Consider the following 22,108-nt stretch of genomic DNA (forward strand, 5'->3'; position numbering starts at 1 on the left):
TTAAGATTGTTCCTATTGTTTTTACGCTTGTTTTACTTTTACCGCCCGTACCTGTCCGGAAAACCATTGAGACGCAACTGGCGCCAAACAAAAATACGGGGTCGAAAATACCCCGTATCTGTATAAAATGAAACTGTGTAAGGATTATTTCTCCAACTCGAAGATCTTTTCCATCGGCATCCACTTCTGACCTTTTGCGGCGAACGGTAGCGGCTGCTGGTATTTCCACATCAATTCTTCCCACTCCTCTTGCCTCGGCAGCGTACCGAGCTTGGCCATTTGCGTATCGAAGTCGAAGCCTGCCGGCACTTCCATCACCATCATCATGCGGTTGCCCGTGCGGTAAATCCGCATATCCAGTATGCCCACGCTTTTGATGCCTTCGGTTATTTCCGGCCAAAGTTTCTCATGATACTTTTCGTATTCGGCTATCAGCGCCGGATCGTCTTTCAAATCCAGAACCTGATAGTATGTCTTTATATCTGTTGCGGTTATGTTTTCCATCTTCATTAATGATAGTAAAAAGTAAAGCGTAAAGCGTAAAGAGACTGATCTATAACAACGTTAAAGACTATAATTCGACCGGTTGGAACATCGAGTCTTCTTTCTCAAAGCATAAACTGTTTTGGATGTACTTGTCAGGGATCTGTTACTGATTACTTCTTTACGGTCTAAAAATATCGCGTAAGCGGACAAGGCTAGTCCGGCTTTCGCGATGTATTACGAATCTTCTCGGACGGACTCTTCCGAAGGTGTGTAAACTTCCGTAGCGAAACTGACGTTGGCAAGAGCCTCTTCCGGACTGGCGCAAACGCCGGCGCCGGCAAAGGCGAACATGGCCGCGCCCAAAACTGTAGTTTCTTTTTTGTCGATAAGTTTAACGGGAATGCCCAAGGCGTCGGCGCGAAGCTGGTTCCAGAGCCTGTTTTTGGAGCCTCCGCCCACGCATACCAAAGCCTCGGCTTTGAATCCGCCGGCGTTTTGGAGTACGTCCATCGACTTCTTTGTCTTGGCGGCCAAAGACTCAAGCGCGGCGCGATAGATCTCGTGCCTGCTGGTGCGGAAAGTCAGTCCTTTTATGGAGCCGTAATTGCCTTCGCCTTCGCCGGAAATAAACGAGGGATCGAAAGTGACTCCGTTGGATCCGGAAGGAACTTTTTCGGCGCCGGAGATCATTTTCTCGTACGCGTCCGGATCGTTTTCCAAATCGGCGAAAATTGTTTTCTTCAGCCACTCCAACACTCCGGAAGCGGGCCATTGGCAACCGATATTGTAAAGGCCGGGCCGGGAATCAAACTCCGTGGTAACGCCTTGGGCCAAAAGAGCGTCGCCGGTGGCATAGCCCGAAGCGCGCACCATCAGGATCTCCCAAGTGCCGGAGCTCAAAACGGCTTCGTTTTCACCCGCCCCCGCTCCGAAAAGCGCGAACTGCGTATCGTGACCGGCCACGGTGACCGCTATGTTTTCGGGAAGGCCCGTTTGTTCGGCGGCCTCTTTGGTTAGTCTTCCGGCCAAAGCGCCGGGTTCCGCCACGGGAGGAAACTTTTCTTTTTTAAGGCCAAAAGCTTCGAGCGTATTCTCAGAAAGAGTTCTGGAATCGATGTCCGTTAGCATGGATGTGCCCGCCATCGTAACGTCGGTAACCCATTGGCCGGAAAGCCTGTGAAGGATCAAAGAAGGAATGAATACGTAGTAATCCATTTCTTCCAAAATATCTGGACGGTTCTTTTTGTACCAAGCGAGTTTGTACGCGGTGTTATAATAAAAAGGATGCGTACCGCTACGGCGATAAAGAGTGTTGTTGGGAACGGGAGCGTCGCTTTCCATCATGGCCACGGTCCTTTCGCATTGCCAAGAGATAACGGGATAAAGCAAAGTACCGTCTTTCTTTACGGGCGCGCCGTCCACGCCAAAGGTGGTCACCGTTACGCCCACGACATTATTGGTGTCTATTTGCGCGGAAACTTCTTTGGCACAAAGGGAGAACTTCCCCCAGATTTCGTCTATGTCCCAAATCACGCCGCCGTCCAAGTTCGGGTCGGGACGGGTCTGATTAGGAACGGAATGGGAAGCCAAAAGCTTCCCATTCCTGTTTACGGCTACGGCGCGCACGTTTGTGGCGCCGCAGTCCAACACTATTACTATCTCTTCCATTTAGTAAAGCGGTCCGAAATTCTCGCAAGCGCGGTAGTCGGCGCCTTCCTTGTCCATACCGAAAGCGTTCCACGCACTTGGGCGGAAAACTTTCTCGTCGGGTACGTTGTGCATGCACACCGGAATGCGGAGCATAGAGGCCAAAGTGATCAAATCGGCTCCGATGTGTCCGTAAGAGATGGCTCCGTGGTTGGCGCCCCAGTTGGCCATTACGGAATAAACGTCGGTGAAAGCACCTTTGCCGGTAACTCTAGGCACAAACCAAGTGGTAGGCCAAGTAGGGTTGGTACGGTCGGCGAGGGTTCTGTTCATGTCGTCGTCAAGTTCTACGGTGTGTCCCTCAGCGATTTGCAAGACAGGCCCGAGACCTTTCACCAAGTTCACGCGGCTCATAGTGATCGGCATTCCGCCTTCGGTATAGAACTCCGTAGAGTAGCCGCTGCCGCGGAAATATTCCTCAACGCCTGCGCGCCAAGTGGTATTGTCAAGGCAGTCCTGAACTTCTTTTTCGTCGAGTTCCCAGAAAGGTTTTACGGCCGGCTCGCCATTAACGCGCTGTCTTCCGGTAAAATCCAAAGCCGAAGGACCGGAATTGATCAAGTGGATGATTCCGTTTTTGGCCGAACCTTCAAGCTCTTTGCCCGTAGCTTCTTTCACCGCTTCAGGGCTCCAGTAAGTCCTAACGTCAGAGAACATTTGGGCTGTGCCGGTAAGCAAGTTACCGAACATCATTACCACGGCGTTCAAAGAGTCGTTCTCAGTGGCGAAGTTGAAAGGCTGTCTAGGCCCGTTCCAGTCGAAAGACGAAGCGAGGATAGCTTCCATATAGTCGCCGTTCGGCATAAAGTCGGTCCACTGGCGCTGGCCTTGGAAACCACCGGCCAAAGCGTTGCGTCCCAAAGCCTCTTCCCCGTATCCGAGTTCCTCAAGCTTAGGATTACCAATCATCAGGTCTTTGCCGATGAGGGCCATCTTCACGCAAGTTTTCCAGATTTCCTCTTTCTCCTCATCGTTTCTTCTGTGCGTGGTAGAGCCGGCTTCAGATCTGCGGGCGGTGGCCAGTCCGTTTGCGCCAGTCACAACGCAAGCTTCCTCGTCGGCGCCCACCAATTCCAATTCCGGATTCGGGTCTTCGCCCTCTTTGCAATTCTCTTTGGTCCAGGCCAAAGCTTTTTCGAATTCTTCCTTATCGTAGATGTCGAGCTCCAAGCGCCTTTTCACTTCGCTCATGTCCACGAATTCGGTACGCATTCCCAAGTAGTTCTGGAAGAAAGCCGAATCGACTTCGGAACCGGCGATACCCATGGAAACGTAACCCAAAGAAAGATAAGACTTGCCTCTCATAGTGGCTACGGCCAAACCGGCCTTGGCGAAGCGGAGCAATTTCTCCTGAACGTCTTCCGGTACGCTGCGGTCGTCAGAATCCTGAACGTCGCGTCCGTAAATACCGAAGGCAGGGATGCCTTTCTGCGTGTGTCCAGCCAAAGCAGCGGCCAAGTATACCGCGCCCGGACGCTCCGTGCCGTTGAATCCCCAAATGGCTTTGGGCACACCCGGCGTCATATCTATAGTTTCGCTGCCATAGCACCAGCAAGGCGTGACGGTCAACGAAACACCAACGTTTTCCCTCTCGAACTTATAGGCGCAAGCGGCCGATTCGGCAACACCACCGATGGTTGAGTCGGCGATCACCACTTCTACCGGACTTCCGTCGGCGTGTCTGATTTCCGATTCGAAAAGAGCTTTTACGGCTTGCGCCATATTCATGGTTTGCTCCTCCAACGATTCCCTAACGCCCAAGCGGCGTCCGTCGATGGTAGGTCTAATTCCGATTTTGGGTAAACTGCCTTTGTATCTGTTCATGACTTGTGGAAAAAATTAAAAGTTCAGGACCGAAGACCTGAAAAAGTATTCTACACTATACTACACTGTGCTACTAATTAAAATGATTTAGCATCACAACACAAGCCGTAGCGACAAAATCCGCCCAAAATATATAAAAAGAGCGTTTTCGGGGCTTCTGGGCCGGTTTACAACCGCGTAAAACCTACAAAAAAACAGAAGCTAAACACTGTCGGAACTTAAACATCAGTAAACATGTAAGACACGCCGTATTCATCTTGGATCAGTATTTTTCGGTACAAATGGTTCCTAGGTTCAACACGACAAACCCCGAAGGCATATTCGCCTCACATTCCATTTACACAGGAAGTCCTTTATTCATTTTTTCATAAAACCACTTTAAAATTAAAGTGAATATTACAGTCTAATTTTGTGCTCAACTTTACTTGAAAGGTACACATCAGTACGTCTATTCATTTTTTTTATTAATATTTAAGTAAATAAGCTTCATCTAGCCATATGAGAGAACTGATAAGCCAATCCGATTTTATTAGCGCTACAAATCTTAAGTTCGAGTCCCTGGCCAAACCTTTGATGAAGGTTACAGGCCTTAACGCCGTAAACCACCTTTATGACAACATTTGCGATTTTTCCGGCGTGGATTTCCTCGATCAACTTTTTGGAAATCTTGACATAGAGATCAGCGTTGACCCCCACGAGCTTGAGCGAATTCCCAAAACGGGTTCTTTTATCACGGTATCAAACCACCCGTTCGGAGCCATAGACGGTATGGCGCTAATTAGGACCATACACAGCGTAAGGCCCGATTTTAAAGCTATGGCCAATTTTCTGCTACAGAAAGTCGGTCCGATCAGCGATTTTTTCATTCCCGTAAACCCTTTCGAAGACTTGCAACACGTTCGTCGCAGTACGGCCGGCATAAAAAGGGCTATCGGACACCTGAGAGAAGGCCAACCGCTTGGATTGTTCCCCGCGGGAGAAGTGTCGACATATACTGGATCTCCGCGCCAAATTATGGATCGGGAATGGCAGGCCTCGGCTATCAGGCTTGTCCAGAAAGCGAAAGTTCCCGTTGTCCCCGTCTATTTTCAGGGTGGCAACAGCAAGCTTTTCCATATTTTGGGAATGCTCCACCCTAGCTTGCGGACGGCGGCTTTGCCTTCGGAAATGATGAAAAAACGCGGTTCCACGATCAAAATGAGAATAGGCACCCCGATTTCAGCGGAAGATGTCGCCGGCTTTGGCAATACCAAAGAACTCGGCGAACATCTGAGAATGCGTACCTACGCCCTAGGATCGGGAATCGCCGAACCGCCTGCTCCGAAAATCCTGATCAAACCGCTTAGGGACGCCAAACCGCCGGAAAGCATTATCCCACCCACTCCCCGCAAGGATCTGATAGCGGAAATTGAAAAACTTGCCGAGTTGAAAATCCTTAGCAAATCTGATTACGACTTGTATGTAAGTCCCGGCGAGCGGATACCGAACGTGCTCAGGGAGATAAGCCGGCTTAGGGAAATCACCTTCAGGGAAGCTGGAGAAGGCGGAAACCTCAGTTGCGACACGGACAAGTTTGACGGATATTACAGGCACCTTTTCCTTTGGAACCGTAAGGAAAAAGAAATTGCCGGATCATATCGGATAGCTCACGGAGCCGAGATAATGGAAACCCGTGGTGTGGACGGATTTTACCTCAGTACACTTTTTAAGCTCCGTGAAGAGTTTCATCCTGTTTTAAGAAAATGCTTCGAACTAGGTCGCTCTTTTGTGGTGAAAAAATACCAAAAGAAGAACCTTCCGCTGTTCCTTATCTGGAAAGGTTTGTTCCAATATATCGAACGCCACAAAGACGAATGCGAGCACCTGATAGGCCCCGTAAGTATCAGTAACCAGTACGCGGCATACTCCAAATCCCTTATTGCGGCGTTTATCCAGAAATATCACTTCGACGAGGAGCTCGCCAAGCATATCCGTCCGCGGAAAGCCTACAAGTTTAACGTGAATGATGAGACCCTCGCCAGAATTCTTAATTGCACACAAGACGATCTGAAAAAATTAGATCTTTATCTCCAAAACATTGATCCGTCACATTTTAGCGTCCCGATTCTATTAAAAAAGTATATCTATCAAAACGCGAAAATAATCGGTTTCAATATAGACCCCAAATTCAACAATTGCCTGGATGGATTAATCATTCTTAATGTAGACAAAATTCCATCTTCTACCGTTAACAAGCTAAGGGATGAATTAAGCCAAAAAAAAGATGAAAACACACGGTAAAACGTCCATTCGGATCTCTTTTACAAAAAGTTAAGGCCGGAAAACAACAATCCGGCCTTTTCATATTTTCATTGGCATCCTTGCAAAAGGAAAAACATATCCCGAATTTGCGTATTAAATTATCGAACAGAGTCTGCGTTTCCCATGCTAAGTCAACATTTTTTTACTTATATCAGGTTCGGAATTATCTTTTCCTTATTTCTCATAGGGCAAAACATTCTCTATGCCCAGCGCCATCATGTTCGTAACTATTCCCTTGAAAGCGGACTCCCTCAATCCGAGGTAGAAGCGATGACCATCGGGATGGACAGTAGCCTGTGGTTTGGCACGAACGGAGGCGGACTTACCCGCTTCAACGGCAAATATTTCAAAACCTACACAAAAAAAGACGGACTAGCTTCGGATGTTGTTTTCGACGCTTTTTTCGATTCGAAAGGAACGTTATGGACTGGACACCGCGGAAAAATATCGGCTTTTGACGGACGAAATTTCACTGTTTACGAAGATATTCCCGGCTTTGAGGACGTCCACTTCGGCGATATTTTCGAAGACAATCAAAAACGCGTGTACTTTCAGGGTGTGCACATGTCCAGCAAAGCATACAAGTTTTTCAGGAAAGACGGAGACAAGTTCACGCCACTTCACGATACGCAAGCCGAAATCAAAGGCAGGGACTTTTTCTACGCATATGCGGACGTTGACAAAAACCTAAGTTTTTTTGTCGGAGACACCACATATGTCGAAAGAGACGGGAAAATGATTTCCCAACTGTCTCCATTGGCTGGCCGGTTTTCATCGATGTGGCTACTGGGATATGACAATGGGGGCAAGACATGGCTATTAATTAGGCCGAAAAAAGAACATGGGTTCAAAGTTTACACCGTTCTAGACGGAAAAGTAGAAGAGGTCAAGATCCCCGGATTGGGACACCATGCGGTTACGAATATTCTCGAGGATAAAAACGGTATAATCTGGCTTACGTTGTTCAAAGCCGGCGTAATGGCTTACGACAGGAAAACCGGCACCTCGACTATATACAACGAAAAAAACGGTCTCCCCGACAACGATATTCAGGGAATTCTGCTGGACCATGAAAACAACATCTGGTTGTCGATCAACGGGCACGGCGTGTCTATGCTCACCAACTTTTCTTTCCAGTCAGTCACCCAAGCGGATGGGCTTCCTTCGGCATTAGTCCGGTCCATCTTTCATGACAGTCATGACCGGTATTGGTTCGGTGACGCAAATGGGAACTTGTCTTACCTCAAAGACGAGAAAGTCCATGTCATGTCATTGCCGTTCAACCCGATGAAGATCGGCATTATCCGAAGCTTTGCCGAGTTGCCTGACGGGGACATTTTGGTTCAATCCATCCACGGAATTTGGCGTACCGACGGGAAGAATATAAGGAAGATAAATAAAGAGCTGGGACTGGATAAAGAGACCAAGGTTTCTTTCATGGAATCTGACTCCCAGGGACTCTGGATCGCATCAATAAATAAGGGATTAATCCGGCACGAGAACGGCAAAACACGCTACTTCAACAAAGAATCCGGTGATCTGCTTTATGATAATGTAGAATCCATAAAAAGCGACAGTAAGGGAAATCTCTGGATAGGCTATTGGGGAGAGGGCGTTTCCCGGTTAACAGTCAACCAGAATCCAGTGGCGGAAACGGGAAATTCCTATGAGTTCGAACATTATAACCCGGCTTGCCTTCACGACAGCTACGTTATCCAAACGACCGAAGACGCCCATGGCAATATCTGGATGGCGACTTTCGGCAACGGGCTGGTACGGTTTGACGGAAAAGATTTCATCCATTACAAGGAAAAAGACGGTCTTTCCAGCGAATTGCTATATTCCATTATCAAAGACAATGACAACAACCTCTGGGTAGGTAACCAACAGGGCATTGACTTGATTAGGGTGGACAGTTCGGGGTTGGTATCCGTAAAGAACTACGGTGAAAACGAGGGCGTTGTGGGCGTGGAAACCAACGCGACGGCAAATCATATAGATCACGACGGCGCCGTTTGGTTCGGGACCATAAAGGGAGCCGTAAAAGCTGTACCGGGCAATAGCAAAGTCAACAAGACGCCACCGGCCGTACATATCACCAAAGTCAAGCTTTTCTACAAATTCGTCGATTGGGACAAAGGCCCAACCAACGATTTCGAGTTCGACTCGCAAGACCGGTGGACAGGCGTTCCCCGCGGGCTTTGCCTTGACCACGACCAAAACCATATCACCATCGGTTTTGAGGGCATCTCGTATAAGGTCCCCGAAAAAGTCCGTTATCAATGGAAGCTCGAAGGTTTTGACCGAGACTGGTCGCCGTTAACGCACTATACCCACGCAGTGTACGCCAATTTGTTGGCAGGTAGCTACTTGTTTAAAGTACGGGCCAAAAACAACGACGGGATATGGAGTGAAGTTGTCGAGTATCCGTTTACAATCGAAGCGGCTTGGTGGACCCGCCCGATCTCCAAGCTCATTTTCATGTCGTTGTTTTTCTTCGCCATACTGGGTGCTTTCCGCTGGAGAACACAACAGCTTAGGCTAAGGCAAAAGCAACTGAAAGACGAGGTGAAAAACCGGACGCTTCAGATTAGGATGAAGAATTTCGAAATCCTATCCAAAAACCTGGAACTCGAAAGGCAAAAAACCGAGATAAGTGACAAAGCGGACGAACTGGCCGACTCTTACAAATCACTCAGCCGGTTGAATGCGTTGGAGCGAGGCATTATGTCGGAGCTCAAAGCCGGAAAAATCGTCGATACAGTTTATGAAAAGGTAAACCTGCTCCTGAGTGCCGACGTGCTGATGATCGGTCTTTATAATCACGAAAAGAACAGTATCGATATCCGCGGAGCGATAGAAAAAGGGGAAAAACTTCCTTTTATCAGCATTTCGCTCGATGATGAAAACAGCCTTGCCGCCAAATGTTTCAAAGAGCAAAAGGCTATTCTAATAAACGATTTCAAGCACAAGCAAAACGAAGAAGACAACAATACACCGGTAACCGAAGGCGAAATCACCGACTCGATAATCTTCGTCCCCATGCATCTGAATAACAGAAAAATGGGAATTATTTCGGTACAGAGCTTTCAACCGAACGCCTTCAAAGACCACCATGTGGATCTTCTGAAAAACTTGTCTATCTGTACGCAAGTGGCCCTTGAAAACGCCGAAGCCTATAAGGCCATAGAAAAGCAAAACGAGAAGATCGAAGAGCAAAACGTGGCCCTGAGAGATCTGAACCAAGAGAAAAACGACCTGATAGGAATGGTAGCGCACGACCTGCGCAATCCGCTTACCAGCGCCCTGACGCTTTGCGGAGTCCTCAAAGACGACGGCTTGGACGAAGACCAAACCGAATGCGTGATGGTAATCGACAAAGCGCTTCGCAGGATGAACGACATGATTGAAAACATCCTGGATATCAAAGCGATAGAATCTCAAAAAATTAATATAGATTGGGAATCTGTCAATATCAAAGACGCCGTCAACGAGACTTTAATCGGATTTGAAGGCTCCTTGGAAAGAAAGGGCATCGAAACAGTCGTGGATTATACTGCCGGTTGTTCTTCCATATCCGTAGACCGCAATTTGTTTACACAAGTTGTTGAAAACTTGGTCTCCAACGCCATCAAGTTCTCCGCCAATGGTTCAAAAATCTTCTTGGCTACCAGTATTATAAACGGCCGTTGCGTGCTTGAAATCCGCGACCAAGGACCAGGGATCAGCGATCATGACAAGAAGCAGCTTTTCATGAAATACAAAAGGCTCAGCGCCAAACCGACCGCCGGCGAATCGTCTACCGGCCTCGGGCTCTCCATCGTCAAGAAATATGTGGAAGCCATGGGCGGGCAAGTGTGGTGCGAAAGCGAAATCAAACAAGGCGCTACGTTCTTTGTCGCCTTCGCAATCTGTGAACTTGACAAGAATCTGTCGGCCACTTCACATGAAAATGGACTCGGTTAATTCTCTCCGAGTTTTACCGAAAAAAAATAGGCCTTCTTTTTCAGGTTGAAAACCTCCGGAAAAGAAGGCCTTTTTCCTTTAGCGCATAATCGAACCATAATTATTTCCGTTCCAATCTACGGGTTCAAACCTATTATTCTCCCGGCGGTTAAATCATTTGCCCCTTTGGCCTAACCAAACACGAGCGCCCCATCGCAAATGTTTTCAAGGAGAACACCACAAAAACGAAAAAACAGGAATCAAACGAGCGCTCTGCCCAATCAAGGCGCCGGGGCGGCTCCCGTACAGGCATTTTTCAGAACCAAGGATTTCCCCAGCATAAAACGCCATATTTTCTTTACGGGAAAAGACCATTACGCCCAGACTAGCCAACTGCGGATGTATCAGCCCGAAAGCCCCAAACCGGGAACGTCTGATAACCTGTTGATTATAGAAAATCTCCGGGCAGCCATGAGCTCCCAACACGCAAACTACCTGATCTCCGACGACTGTAGCTTGGCCATAGTGGACCTACCCGACGAAAACCGGCCCAAAGCTTTTTTCGCGAAGTTTGAGGTGATTATGCAGACGCAACGGGTACTGGAAAAACAAAAGGCTAGAATCAGGCTAATACAAACGGGAAACCTCCTTAAAATCGGAAGCAACCATACGTTGGCCGAGGTTTTCTTTGAGCCGGATACCGAAGGCAGTACCTTCGAAACGCAAAAACGGCAACTCAAATTCCCGAATATGCCCTTCCGGGGCTCCAGCTCCGACCCCACAAGGTATATGTTCGGATTTAAAGATCTTAGCGAACATGAGACGCCCTTTGCCATAAGATTCAGACATCCCTTCGGGATGGGACGGCCCGTTGATACCACCGACAAAAAGAAACCGGGCTTAGAAGGCGATTTCGAAGGCGTACAGGGAACGGTAATGGTAATGGGATCTTCCAGAATGTCCGACAATAGCTATGAGGTGGAAGACCAGCTGTACGTAAAACGAAACAGGGAAGAACGCCGTAAGGATGATGCCGCTTATTCCAAAAAAGTTAAGAAAAGCAGAAGGAAATTCAGACAGCGAGAAAAACGGTTAGGCATAAACAAACACGCCCACCCAAAAGTGGGCGAATCCATCGTAACGCTTATGCGAAGCGACAAGGACGAAGATGTCGGCGGATTTGAACAAGGAAACTATCACGGCGGCGTAGTGGCCCAAAGCCTCGATGGCAAAGATTATGTGTGCATAGGGATTCGCCGAAGGCTGGATTTGGAGAAAAAACAGCTTGAAAACTATTATATGGAAGCCGGCGTGGAGACTCGGGGGATGTCATACCCAGAACTTTTCCGCCAAATGGGCCTATTGGCCGAAACAACAGAGGGGCAAAAAGCCTACGCCACATACCAAGAAGCGACAAAATACAACGCCCCGCCACACCAGTCTTCCTTTTTCAGGATGTACGGTAGCCAGGAAGGCCAGTCATATCACGAACGCCAAACCGGAAAGTATTTCAACGTGCCCTCTCCCCTTACCGTAATCCTTTCCCCTACCAGTACCGAAATCCCGTATGAGGAACCGGTAGAAATGGCTGAAGAAGCGTATGACGACTCACTTTCTTCTGGCAGAAGACCATCCGTGCATACCGCACCCATTGATCCTGTGGATTTCAAGACGATTGTGTCCACCGTATTCGGCGAGCAGACGGAAGGTGAAGAAAGCGAAGAATATCTGGCCTTGTTATCGGAATTCGAGTCGGCCTTTACGGTGACGTCCTCCCCACATATGTCCCTGACCGATTATATGGAAGGCGGGGGAGATATGTTCGATATGTTGCCAGGGCCAGCCAGTACTCCCATGACTCCAAGCGATTCGGTATCATCAACCGCATCTCCATCAGATTCCGTTTCTCGCTGGAACAGACAAACTCTGGTGGAGACCCCTCCGGCAAAGCGTAAGACATTAATGACAAGATCTCCCAGTCCGGAAGAAAGAGGCTTTGGTGATACGCCACCGCCTAAACCTTTGGAAGAAGAAGATTTAAGGTCAGAATCTTCTACACCAAAAGCCGGAGCCGAAGAAGTTAAGCCCAAAACACCGCCACCTCCGCCAGCGCTTTCAAAGGCAGGCTTTATGGCCCGTGTTTCGGCACACAAACTTGACTCCTTCGCACACAATTCGAATATATTTCATATGGCCTCATTGCTTGAGGATTACCAAGAGGTTTTAACATCGTACCCTAAGGCCGTTGAGGAAGCAAAGGCAGGCGGAGAAGAGACCAATAACCCTGATTATCTCAAACAATTACTCGAAGAGCATCTCGCAGCTCGTTATCACTTGTTACTGAAGATTGAGCGCTATATCTATTTCTTCCACCAAAGCCATCCCCATAGGGCTTCGGGTATTATGAAGGGAATGGAGGATGAATTAGAACGTCCTCTTTTTGAAATTCTCGATATCGTTCAGGAAGAATTCGAGGATGTGGTTAGCAAACAGATGGAAGAGGATTTTCTGCCCCCTATAGGCGGGTTGGCCACCCCGGGAGAATTGCAGGACTTGATGTCGAAAATGGTAAAGCACGCGTCCTCATTGGATATGGCTACTTTCTCCGAGAAAAATGTTCGCAGAGTTCAGGCTATCCATTCCAGATTACTTGCTATTGGCGAAGGAAGACGACTCTTCGGAAAGATATATTCGGGAGATCTCCCTGAAAAAATCACATTTAAAATTCCAGAGGGTGACAGTACGGAATTCCAAGTTGTTCCCGGACCATCGAGAACCGCAAGCACGACTGAAAAAGGCGCCACAGCTTCCACAACCTCAAGCAGGCCGGTAGATCTTTTCTTCCCCGATGAAAAGCATTGGCCAAGCGCTTCGGTAATGGCCAAAGGCGGAATTCCGGTCAAAGACAGGGATGAAAACATTAGGATTGTACGCGGTGAATCCATCGCTCGACACCAAGACGAACCGGAATATGATTCTGAATGGTCGTTTTTGGAAGACGAGGCTCCAACATATGTCCTCGCCCCTACTTTCCTTCGCTACCTTATGGCTCTTGAACAGGCCCGTAGAAGCATGCTTGGCCAAACCGAATCCGGAAAATTCTCCACAGCCTGGGGCGAAACGGAAAACCATACACTAGCCGAAACCTTAGAAAACCCGCTTCGTGTGGAATTGGCCCTTCCGAAGAAAACAGGAGCTGGCCTACTTTCCTCATACGGAGAAGGAGGCTGGTTCTTCAATCCCAAAAAAGATGAAGATGAAGAATTATCAAAAACAGAATAAGCTTCAGCCCCACAACAACTACTCGCATTTTTAATATTTGAACCCTAATTCATAGTCTTACAATATTCAACAAACTACCCTTGACCGAACCAATAATCACAGAATCATCCATAAGGAATCTCTATTACAAAAAAGCTGAACGCTTCCTGCCCCAAATAATGGAACGATAATCGAGTCAATTATACTTCAGGCCTTTTAGCACTGAAAATCCAGACGAAGTAGTGTTCTCAAGACGGAAAACGGACAGCAAACCTCCAAGGGCAGACCACCAACCAAGCCCTATGGGCGCGGCCAAAGAGCCTCCCGCTCCGTTCACTCCTTCGCTATCAAAACACGATTTTTTACTGAAGGTCCGGGAGATTGATTATGAAAGCGAAGAAAAAAAAGCGATAGCCTATCCGCAAGACATTCTTGATATAGCCTCGGCCCTAGAACACTACCACGGGTTAGTGGCCAGCAGTGGTCCGTTACTCAAAGACAAAGACGCACAGGACAGCGAAGTGTTCCGGTCGATACGGGAGCGTTGGAATGCCTTGGAAATGATAGACCAAGCCATATTCCGCTGGAACGCAAACCACCTGATACCGGCCCGGCGCTTGTCTTTTTTCCGCCACCTTTCTGTAATGGAAGATTTGCTCAGAGAAGTCAACGAAACAAGGGTGGGAATAGTGAAGCTAATGGAACGCCTCAAGATTCCTCCGTACCCCAATGCGATACGTACTGATTATAACGCAAGGAGATTTAACGAACTTTGGAAGGCTCAGCTAGACGGCCGATTTCTAAAATGTGATTGGAGCGGCCCTATTGGAGAGCGAAGAAGGTTTGACCTCAACGCACACGTCCTTAGATTGATCTTATCGGATACCACAAACAGTCTGGTTTCAGAAGTGGCTGGCCAACTGGATATCAACGAAAAACCCGCAATCTATCTGTACGACGATCCCAACGGCCTTCCTTTTGTCCAGCTTCCGGCATTACTAATTCGGACAGAAGGCGTAAAACGAACCAGAATTACGAAAAGCCCTCTTGTTCCCGGCTTGTTGGAAGGCCGAATGTACGTGCCCTCCGGCTGTGAGCAGGGTACGGCGGGACACAGAGGCGACAAGCTCCTGAGTTTTTATCCGCCCATATTGCATCTAGCCAATGTTTTGGAAGGTTCGAAAGCAACGAATATCGGACGGAAAGGATATCGGCCCGAAATAGAAAACCAGTTGCGCACCGAGCTGAAGCTTCCCCCAATGGCCTCATGGGAATACCATGTCCGAACACCCGACGAATATGCCTTAGTCGACGAATTTGACGGATTGGTTGTCGATAGTCTGGAAGAACTATCCTTGCAACAAGGTAAACGAAAACCTGAAAACGCCACTGTGGCTCCCCCCCAACCTACCCCAAACAGAATGGGAAGAGGTAGATTCGACCGCAACTGGCGCAGTGAACTGATATCAAGAGTAAAACCACGCCTCACTCCAGAGACTTCAGAACCGAAACCCATTAACGAGAAGTTATCCGGATTGCTGGAAAAGGTAAGGGATTACAAAGCGATAGGAGACGGCACGCAAGCCAGCGTTTTCAGGCTCTCGATGAGCCGTTGGGGTGATAAAAACGGACTTATACTGAAAGTATTAAGAGAAGGATCTTTCTCCTCGGTTGCGGAAAAGGAAGACTTCGCAGCCAAATTCCTTTTGGAAATGAAAAGCCCCCGAGTCTTATCCCAAGCCTCTCACTTGATCAGCCGGGCCAGTCCAGAATTCCAACAATTGCTCTCCTTTGCTGATTCGCACCGTGACAAAGCTTTATCGCTCAGCCTACGGACTTTCTTGGCTTCCGGTATGGAGCACGTTATCATCTTCCGCGAAGCCGTTGGAATGCCGTTGGCTTTGGTCCAAGGAGAGCTTGCCAGCGAACTTGATTTAGGAAAAAGCGGGAAATTTTTCCGCGCATTGGGTGAGTTGGCATTCTATGATGTCATATTAGGCAACAGCGACCGGGTGCTGAGGGGCATCCATCCTTCGAATGTCTTTATTGACCATGACAGACCATTCCACTTGGCCATCAGCGCAGTGGACCATACTTTGGATTTTTCATGGATGTACGCCTATGTCAGGGACCTCAACAAAAGGTCTAAAGACGGCGACAACGTACTCAGCAGTTTCGACCTTCGGCTTCTGATTTTATCACCTTGGCAAGATTTCAAAAAAGTGGAAAAGGTAGTGGCCGATACCAAAACCGATTGCTCAAAACTTTTGGAAGACATGATATTGAAATGGCGCCCGCAGTCCGGGTTCCTTCCCGTCGCCTCCTTATTTGCCAAATTCCAAAATGCCGAGGGCGCCCAGTATCCCATAAAAGTTTACGCCCAACAACTTCATTGGTTTGAAGACGGGTTTACAAGAGGGGCCGTAAACCTTTATGAGAAACGCGAGCTTATAGAGAATTTAAAGAAACAGAACTATCCAAGGTTTCAGATCGATGCCACGGTATTCTTTCACCAATGCGATAAAGTTATCGAATTAGTGGAACAACGGTACGCCGAGCTAAAAGCTACACTCCCTTCTTGGTGAAACCGGCATTGAACGTTTATTCAGGCCCAGATTCTTTTTATTATCGAACCGAGCCTGGAAGTACAATTTTAACCCACGTTCACATCAAATAGGTTTTCGCGTACTAATCGCAATTCTGTTCCATGCGTTAATTGTAGCGATCGCCATTACTATATGCGAAAAGTATTTAGAACCAAATACTTCTATAGCACCCTGATAAGTCTTGTCAATTAAACCTTTTGAGTGAATCATAGTGATTTCCTCGGTCATTTGTAAGATTATTTTTTCTTCCTCAGAAAACAGGGCTATATCACGCCATGAACTCAATAAAAACAAACGCCTTTGCTCTTCTCCATTTTCCAAAGCCTGTTTGGCATGCATATCTATACAAAAAGTGCAACCATTTATCTGCGATGCCCGCAGTTTTATCAATTCCTTATGCGTCTCGCTAAGGCCGCTTTCTTTAAGGTAATTCTCCAAAGCGAACATTCCTTCATAGGCCTTAGGCTCCACATTCTCAATCTGGATTCTCGTTTCCATATTTCTTCTTTTACAGTTTGAATATGGAACAAAAGTAACCTCACCGAATTCGAAAAAACTTAAACTGGTTTAAGAACGGTTACGCCTCCGGATTTCACTCACATATTCGGGAGTCAGTCCTAAAAATGACGCGATCAGATACTGTGGGACCCGATTGGCGAACTCGGGGAAATGCTTGGTAAAATGAAAGTAGATCTCCTCTTTCGAAAACTCCATCAGGTACTTTGTCTTTCGTTGGGTGGCGCCAAGCGCAATTTGATAGACGATTCTAAAATACCTTTCGAGTTTCGGCAACTCAGACAACAAACGCTTTTGGTTCTCCAATGTAATTGAGGCGATCTTGGCTTTCTCCACTGTTTCGATTCCAAAATCAGAAATAGCCTTATTCTGTTAAGCCAACAGGTCAGTCATCCAGCAATTTTCTATTGCGAAATGCGTAGTGCGTCGGTCTCCTTTTTCTGTCAAAAAATACATTTGTAGGCATCCTTCCAACACAAAGTGATTCTTTGTGCAACGATCACCCACACTCATTATGACTTCCTTTTTTCTAAATCACAGAAGGTAAAAATAGGTCTTTATCCGCTTATACTCTTCCTCACTAACGGAAACAAACCTGTTCAAATGTCCAAATAGACCAACTGATATTTTCTTACAATTATCTTTATTCTACATAAATGTCAAGCTTCGGGAAGCTCATTTTCTACACCTAGTATTTCACTGAATTCCAACGGATATTTCTCCCCATATAGTTCCATATATTCTCTTACAAAACGTCGATATACACTACGTGCGGCGCTGTGATTGCCAAAGCAACGCAACGCGCTGATTTTAAACCTTAATGCTCTGTCATCCAAACTATCCAAACCCAATATAATATCGCTTATTTTCAAAACTTCCGGAATGGAATTAGGGGCCTCGACAATCAATCTGTTGGCATAAACAGACAAAACATTTGAAATCTTTCCGATTAGAAAGGACCTTTGGCTCTCGGCCCAAGCGTAACCGAACTGCTCCAGAATATCAGTTCCATAAACCAAATCCAAAAGTTCAGTCATTCCCTTCGTCCCTTGCTCGCAGCGTTTTAGCTTAGCCAACAATTCCCGATAATCGCAATACGATTCCGGCTGAATACTAAGACGCCATCGGTTTTGAACTATTTCCACATCTACACCGTCTACTTCTTCCAAAGCAGTTCGCAGTCGCCTAAGCGCCATTGAGCGTGTTCCTTTCGCTTTAGCCTGATCCGAATCCGGCCAAAGGGCATCCGTTATTTTCTGGGGAGCCAACCCTTTTCCGCCCCCTTCCGACTCGCAAAGCAAAAGCAGAAACAACTCACGGATTTTGGGTGTCAGCTTTCCGGAGATATCCTCACCATCCCGGTTCAGCAAAGACATTTCCCCTAAAACTTTTACAGAATTCCGAAGATCGACAACTGGAAGAGGAACCGACACTTTGTTTTTCGCTTTCCGCAATCTTCTATGGTCGTACATCAATTTGAAGATCCAGATAACGCTAACAACCGTTACCGACAAACCCAGCAATGCGATAATGGCCAAGGCCAAAATATCTTGGAACGAAAGGTCTTTGTTATACGCAATTTCAGGCGGATATCCCGGGGGCCAGGCTAATGTATAGCTTTCCAAAACACGGTCTTGCCCGTCCTGATAAACCAGAAACGCCGACAGGCTTTTATTCTCGATATTATAGTATAAGCCCGTCCGCTCAACAGATCGCACTGGACAAGGCAATGCGCCACTGACTGTCCGTACATAACTGCTGTCGATTCCTACTTCGTACAACTCCAGAGAACCGTTTCCATTTTCCGAAGTTCCCAAACAGTAAAATCGCCGGCCCTCCTTATCAGCGTACAGGTTTCCCACAGGCAAAAATTCCGGTCTATCCGGTGAATTGGTCAAATCCCATAATTTCCGAACTCCTTTTTGAGCCAAGTCCACTTTATAAAGGTCGAAATACCGGGTGGAACCCAACTCCTTCGGACCTTGTTGATTTCCGATGCCGGAAAACAGCAAATAACTTCTGTCGGTCAGTCGGCCGGAAAGCGCCTGGTGCCGGGGTGTCACCACATCGCCTTCAAAATTTTCCTTATTCCAACTGTGGCCAAACGAGTACAACGAATTTCTGTACTGATATTCGGAATATCCGTTCATCAAATACAATTGCCCGGTCACATTGTCTACCATCAGGTTTTGGCCCGTAAAATCGGGCCTTGATTTCGCTCTTGTCGGTCGGCTCCATTGTCTATCTTTCAGTTCGGAAACCCCACCCATTCTTCGATCAAAAACTTTTACAGATCCCGTTTCGTCAGAGAAAAATAGTCTTCGCTCCGCAACGATATTGAGGTCATTTTTCGAAATCAGAGACTTAAAAGTTCCGCTTTCCAGTTCCAACATCCGGATATTCCCCTTTTCCGAAACAAATACCCTCCCGCTCTCATCATCAAACGCCACGGAAGCTTGCGCTGGCAAACGGAAACGCTCTCCAACACGCCAAACCGAATGCGTTGGCGCCAGCCAATCGGCGTTCATGGTCTTCGCTCGCTTTCCGGCTACAGTATCCAGTGCCAAATCACCCTCCATTTCGCTCAAAGGCCAATAATAGGACGGCTCTCCATCCCGAAAAACGCTAACATTCCGCACAGCCATCCTCGACGATTCTCCCATAAGCCTCGGTTCGCGTACGCTGGATCCGAAAACCATAAAGACACCTCCGCCTCCTCGAAACGAGGTTTTCATCCTTACGCTTTCCCCGCCCGATACACTCAAATTCAATTCGCCAGAATTTCCGTCAAGCGACAGTTCCAGCGTTGTCCAAGCCGAAGTGTTCTTATTGACCGGAACGGAGAGCTCCGTAGATTTTCTGTTTAGGACCAAACGCAAATACGCCAAAGAATCTGACGAATATCCGGGATAGTAAACGGCATCAAGACTTTGGCCGTCCGAGGACAGAAGACGCAGAACATACCCCATATCACTGTCCGGCATAAACGAAAGGTCTGCGCTGAGTTGAAGGGTATTCTGAAAAAATACGGGAACATCAAAAGTCAAATCCAATCCGGAATATTCGGAAATACCACGACCAGCCCCTTTAAGCCTCAACCCTCCGACAGCTCCGTCATCAGCTTTAGTTTCTAGAGAGAAAAAACACAATAACAGGGCAACAAAGAGTAAAGCGGACACATGGGAAATTGTCCTTCCAAAAAAACGTTTTGCCTGTTTACTATCCATCTCCAAAAATCCAGGTATACAGTTCTTCCTAAATAGCCAACCTTTTGCGTCGTGTTGTACGGTATTTAGAGGCCATTACTGGCGTAAATTCAGATTTTTTTGATGAAATCGCAAAATGTAACCCAATTGTTAACGAATTATCGACTTTGAAAATGAGGATCGATATTAAAATTGGAAACCTGAAAGCCGGAATACTTTCGATTATCAAAAGGAAATCGGCAAAGGAAAAACTCAGATCCAACAGGAGACGAAACATCAAAACGCCTCTCCTTTCAGTGGACAAAGGTCTACTTGAAAAGGGGCGAAGGTTCAAACACTTTTACTTTTTTATATGGAGTTAGAATGGATTGACATCGCCATTGTAGTCGGTTACATCGTGGCGATAGTGCTGATCGGGTATACTTTGTCGAAGAAGGCTTTCAAGAACCTCGACACATACTTCTTAGGAGGCAAAACGATTCCCTGGTATATTCTGGGGGTTTCGAACGCTTCCGGAATGTTTGACATTACGGGCACCATGTGGACGGTGTCGATATGCTTTATTTATGGACTAAAAAGCGCCTGGATCCCTTGGCTTTGGCCCGTATGGAACCAGATATTCTTAATGATATTCCTTGCCGTATGGCTCCGGCGATCCAACGTGATGACCGGCGCCGAATGGCTCAAGACCCGCTTCGGCAACGGCCGAGGCGCTACGCTTTCACATATTATAGTGGTTGTTTTCGCTCTGGTTAGCGTTATCGGGTTTATCGCCTACGGTTTTGAGGGCATCGGCAAATTCGCCGTCACCTTTCTGCCTTGGGATTTGAGTACTGATGTGCTCGGCTTCGAAATCAGCTCGGCGAAAATGTACGCCATCATTATTATGGCCGCCACGGCGCTTTATGTTGTCAAAGGCGGACTCTACAGCGTGGTAATGACGGAGTTGCTACAGTTTATCATTATGGTTGTGGCTTGTTGCCTTGTGGGTGGTATCGCTATCTATACCGTTTCACCGGACCAAATAAACGCCGTGATTCCTAACGGATGGAAGGAACTTTTCTTCGGATGGGAACTCGACTTGGATTGGAGTAACCTGATTCCGGCCGTAAACGACAAAATAAATACCGACGGCTATACGATGTTCGGCGCTCTGATGATGATGATGTTATTCAAAGGCGTATTGGTAAGTATCGCCGGGCCCGTACCCAGTTATGACATGCAACGTATCCTGGCTACGCGCACGCCCAAAGAAGCGGCTAAAATGAGCGGTTTCGTATCGTTGGCGCTGTTCTTTCCGCGTTATCTGATGATCGCCGGACTAACCGTCCTCGCGCTCGTCTTCCTGTCGCCCGAGCTCCGCGCCATGGGTGGCGACATCGACTTCGAACAGATTCTGCCTTACGCATTGCAGAATTTTATACCGGTAGGATTCAAAGGACTCCTGCTCGCCGGGCTGATATCGGCCTTTATGTCCACCTTCGCGGCAAACGTAAACGCCGGGCCGGCTTATATTGTGAACGACATTTACAAACGCTTTTTCAACGACAAAGCTCCTGATAAGCAATACATCCGCATGAGTTACTGGGCCTCGTTTCTGGTAGTCGTGGTCGGTATTTTCTTCGGATTCTTCGTCGATTCCATCGACTCGATTATGAAGTGGCTTGTAGGCGCCCTCTTCGGAGGATATACCGCGGCCAACCTGCTCAAATGGCTTTGGTGGAGATTCAACGGATTCGGTTATTTCTGGGGAATGCTTGTCGGTCTGATCGCCTCTTTGGTGATGCCACTGGCCTTTCCAGATTTGTCGCCGATCTACGCCTTCCCGTTCATCTTCCTGGCCGCGCTTACGGCTTCGGTTGCCGGAAGTTTGCTCACCGAGCCCGACGACGAGGAAGTGCTGATGGATTTTTACCTGAAAGTAAGGCCTTGGGGCTTCTGGGGACCAGTTCGTGAAAAACTGAAAGTAAGAAGACCAAACGTAAAAGCGAACACAGACTTCGGACGTGATATGTTCAACTGCTTTGTAGGCACCGCTTGGCAGATGACGCTGGTAGTCATGCCTATATTCTTGGTAATCCGCGAATACACGCCTATGCTTATCGCCCTGGCCGTGTTCCTAGTGTGTACATACCTGCTGAAAGTGCTTTGGTACGACAAACTGCAGGATTGGCCCGATGATGTAGCCGAAGAACAGAAAGAGAAGATTGGGGAGGCAGCGACGCAAAACGCTTAGTCGCTGATTTAAAAAAGTAA

Annotated in this window: 11 protein-coding genes; 5 read left to right on the forward strand and 6 right to left on the reverse strand. The window is 47.5% G+C overall.

What is annotated here, in order from left to right; genetic code table 11:
- Positions 1-144 precede the first annotated feature (144 nt).
- The 3 genes from AABK39_RS25415 to AABK39_RS25425 all read right to left on the reverse strand — a co-directional run bounded on the left by AABK39_RS25415 (position 145) and on the right by AABK39_RS25425 (position 4,017).
- A complete protein-coding gene (locus AABK39_RS25415) occupies positions 145-504 on the reverse strand; it encodes an L-rhamnose mutarotase (protein WP_338396014.1) in 360 nt (119 codons plus the stop codon).
- 216 nt (positions 505-720) lie between these two features.
- Positions 721-2,154 carry an L-fuculokinase gene (gene fucK / locus AABK39_RS25420; RefSeq protein WP_338396015.1) on the reverse strand — a complete coding sequence of 478 codons (1,434 nt, stop codon included), beginning with the start codon at positions 2,152-2,154 and terminating at the stop codon, positions 721-723.
- Positions 2,155-4,017 carry an L-fucose isomerase gene (locus AABK39_RS25425; RefSeq protein WP_338396016.1) on the reverse strand — a complete coding sequence of 621 codons (1,863 nt, stop codon included), beginning with the start codon at positions 4,015-4,017 and terminating at the stop codon, positions 2,155-2,157.
- A 498-nt stretch (positions 4,018-4,515) separates the two neighbouring features.
- Between AABK39_RS25425 and AABK39_RS25430 the strand changes: the two genes are divergently transcribed.
- The 4 genes from AABK39_RS25430 to AABK39_RS25445 all read left to right on the forward strand — a co-directional run bounded on the left by AABK39_RS25430 (position 4,516) and on the right by AABK39_RS25445 (position 16,109).
- The gene (locus AABK39_RS25430; protein WP_338396017.1) at positions 4,516-6,297 is read left to right on the forward strand and encodes a GNAT family N-acyltransferase; all 1,782 of its coding nucleotides are present in this window, start codon (positions 4,516-4,518) and stop codon (positions 6,295-6,297) included.
- Between the two features lie 144 nt (positions 6,298-6,441).
- A complete protein-coding gene (locus AABK39_RS25435) occupies positions 6,442-10,284 on the forward strand; it encodes a sensor histidine kinase (protein WP_338396018.1) in 3,843 nt (1,280 codons plus the stop codon).
- 198 nt (positions 10,285-10,482) lie between these two features.
- On the forward strand, positions 10,483-13,545 hold the full coding sequence (locus AABK39_RS25440) for a hypothetical protein (RefSeq protein ID WP_338396019.1): 3,063 nt from the start codon (positions 10,483-10,485) through the stop codon (positions 13,543-13,545).
- A 281-nt stretch (positions 13,546-13,826) separates the two neighbouring features.
- Positions 13,827-16,109 carry a hypothetical protein gene (locus AABK39_RS25445; protein ID WP_338396020.1) on the forward strand — a complete coding sequence of 761 codons (2,283 nt, stop codon included), beginning with the start codon at positions 13,827-13,829 and terminating at the stop codon, positions 16,107-16,109.
- Positions 16,110-16,193: 84 nt separating this feature from the next.
- Here the strand turns inward: AABK39_RS25445 and AABK39_RS25450 are convergent, their stop codons facing one another.
- The 3 genes from AABK39_RS25450 to AABK39_RS25460 all read right to left on the reverse strand — a co-directional run bounded on the left by AABK39_RS25450 (position 16,194) and on the right by AABK39_RS25460 (position 19,825).
- A complete protein-coding gene (locus tag AABK39_RS25450; RefSeq protein ID WP_338396021.1) occupies positions 16,194-16,628 on the reverse strand; it encodes a carboxymuconolactone decarboxylase family protein in 435 nt (144 codons plus the stop codon).
- Between the two features lie 69 nt (positions 16,629-16,697).
- Entirely contained in the window at positions 16,698-16,982 is a 285-nt protein-coding gene (locus AABK39_RS25455; protein WP_338396022.1) for a cyclic nucleotide-binding domain-containing protein, read from the reverse strand.
- A 323-nt stretch (positions 16,983-17,305) separates the two neighbouring features.
- A complete protein-coding gene (locus tag AABK39_RS25460; RefSeq protein WP_338396023.1) occupies positions 17,306-19,825 on the reverse strand; it encodes a hypothetical protein in 2,520 nt (839 codons plus the stop codon).
- 379 nt (positions 19,826-20,204) lie between these two features.
- On the opposite strand from AABK39_RS25460, the gene AABK39_RS25465 reads away from it, so the two are divergent.
- A complete protein-coding gene (locus tag AABK39_RS25465) occupies positions 20,205-22,088 on the forward strand; it encodes a sodium:solute symporter family protein (protein ID WP_338396024.1) in 1,884 nt (627 codons plus the stop codon).
- The last annotated feature ends 20 nt before the right edge of the window (positions 22,089-22,108 follow it).

This window comes from Fulvitalea axinellae (assembly GCF_036492835.1).
In the GTDB taxonomy this organism is placed as follows: Bacteria; Bacteroidota; Bacteroidia; order Cytophagales; family Cyclobacteriaceae; genus Fulvitalea; species Fulvitalea axinellae.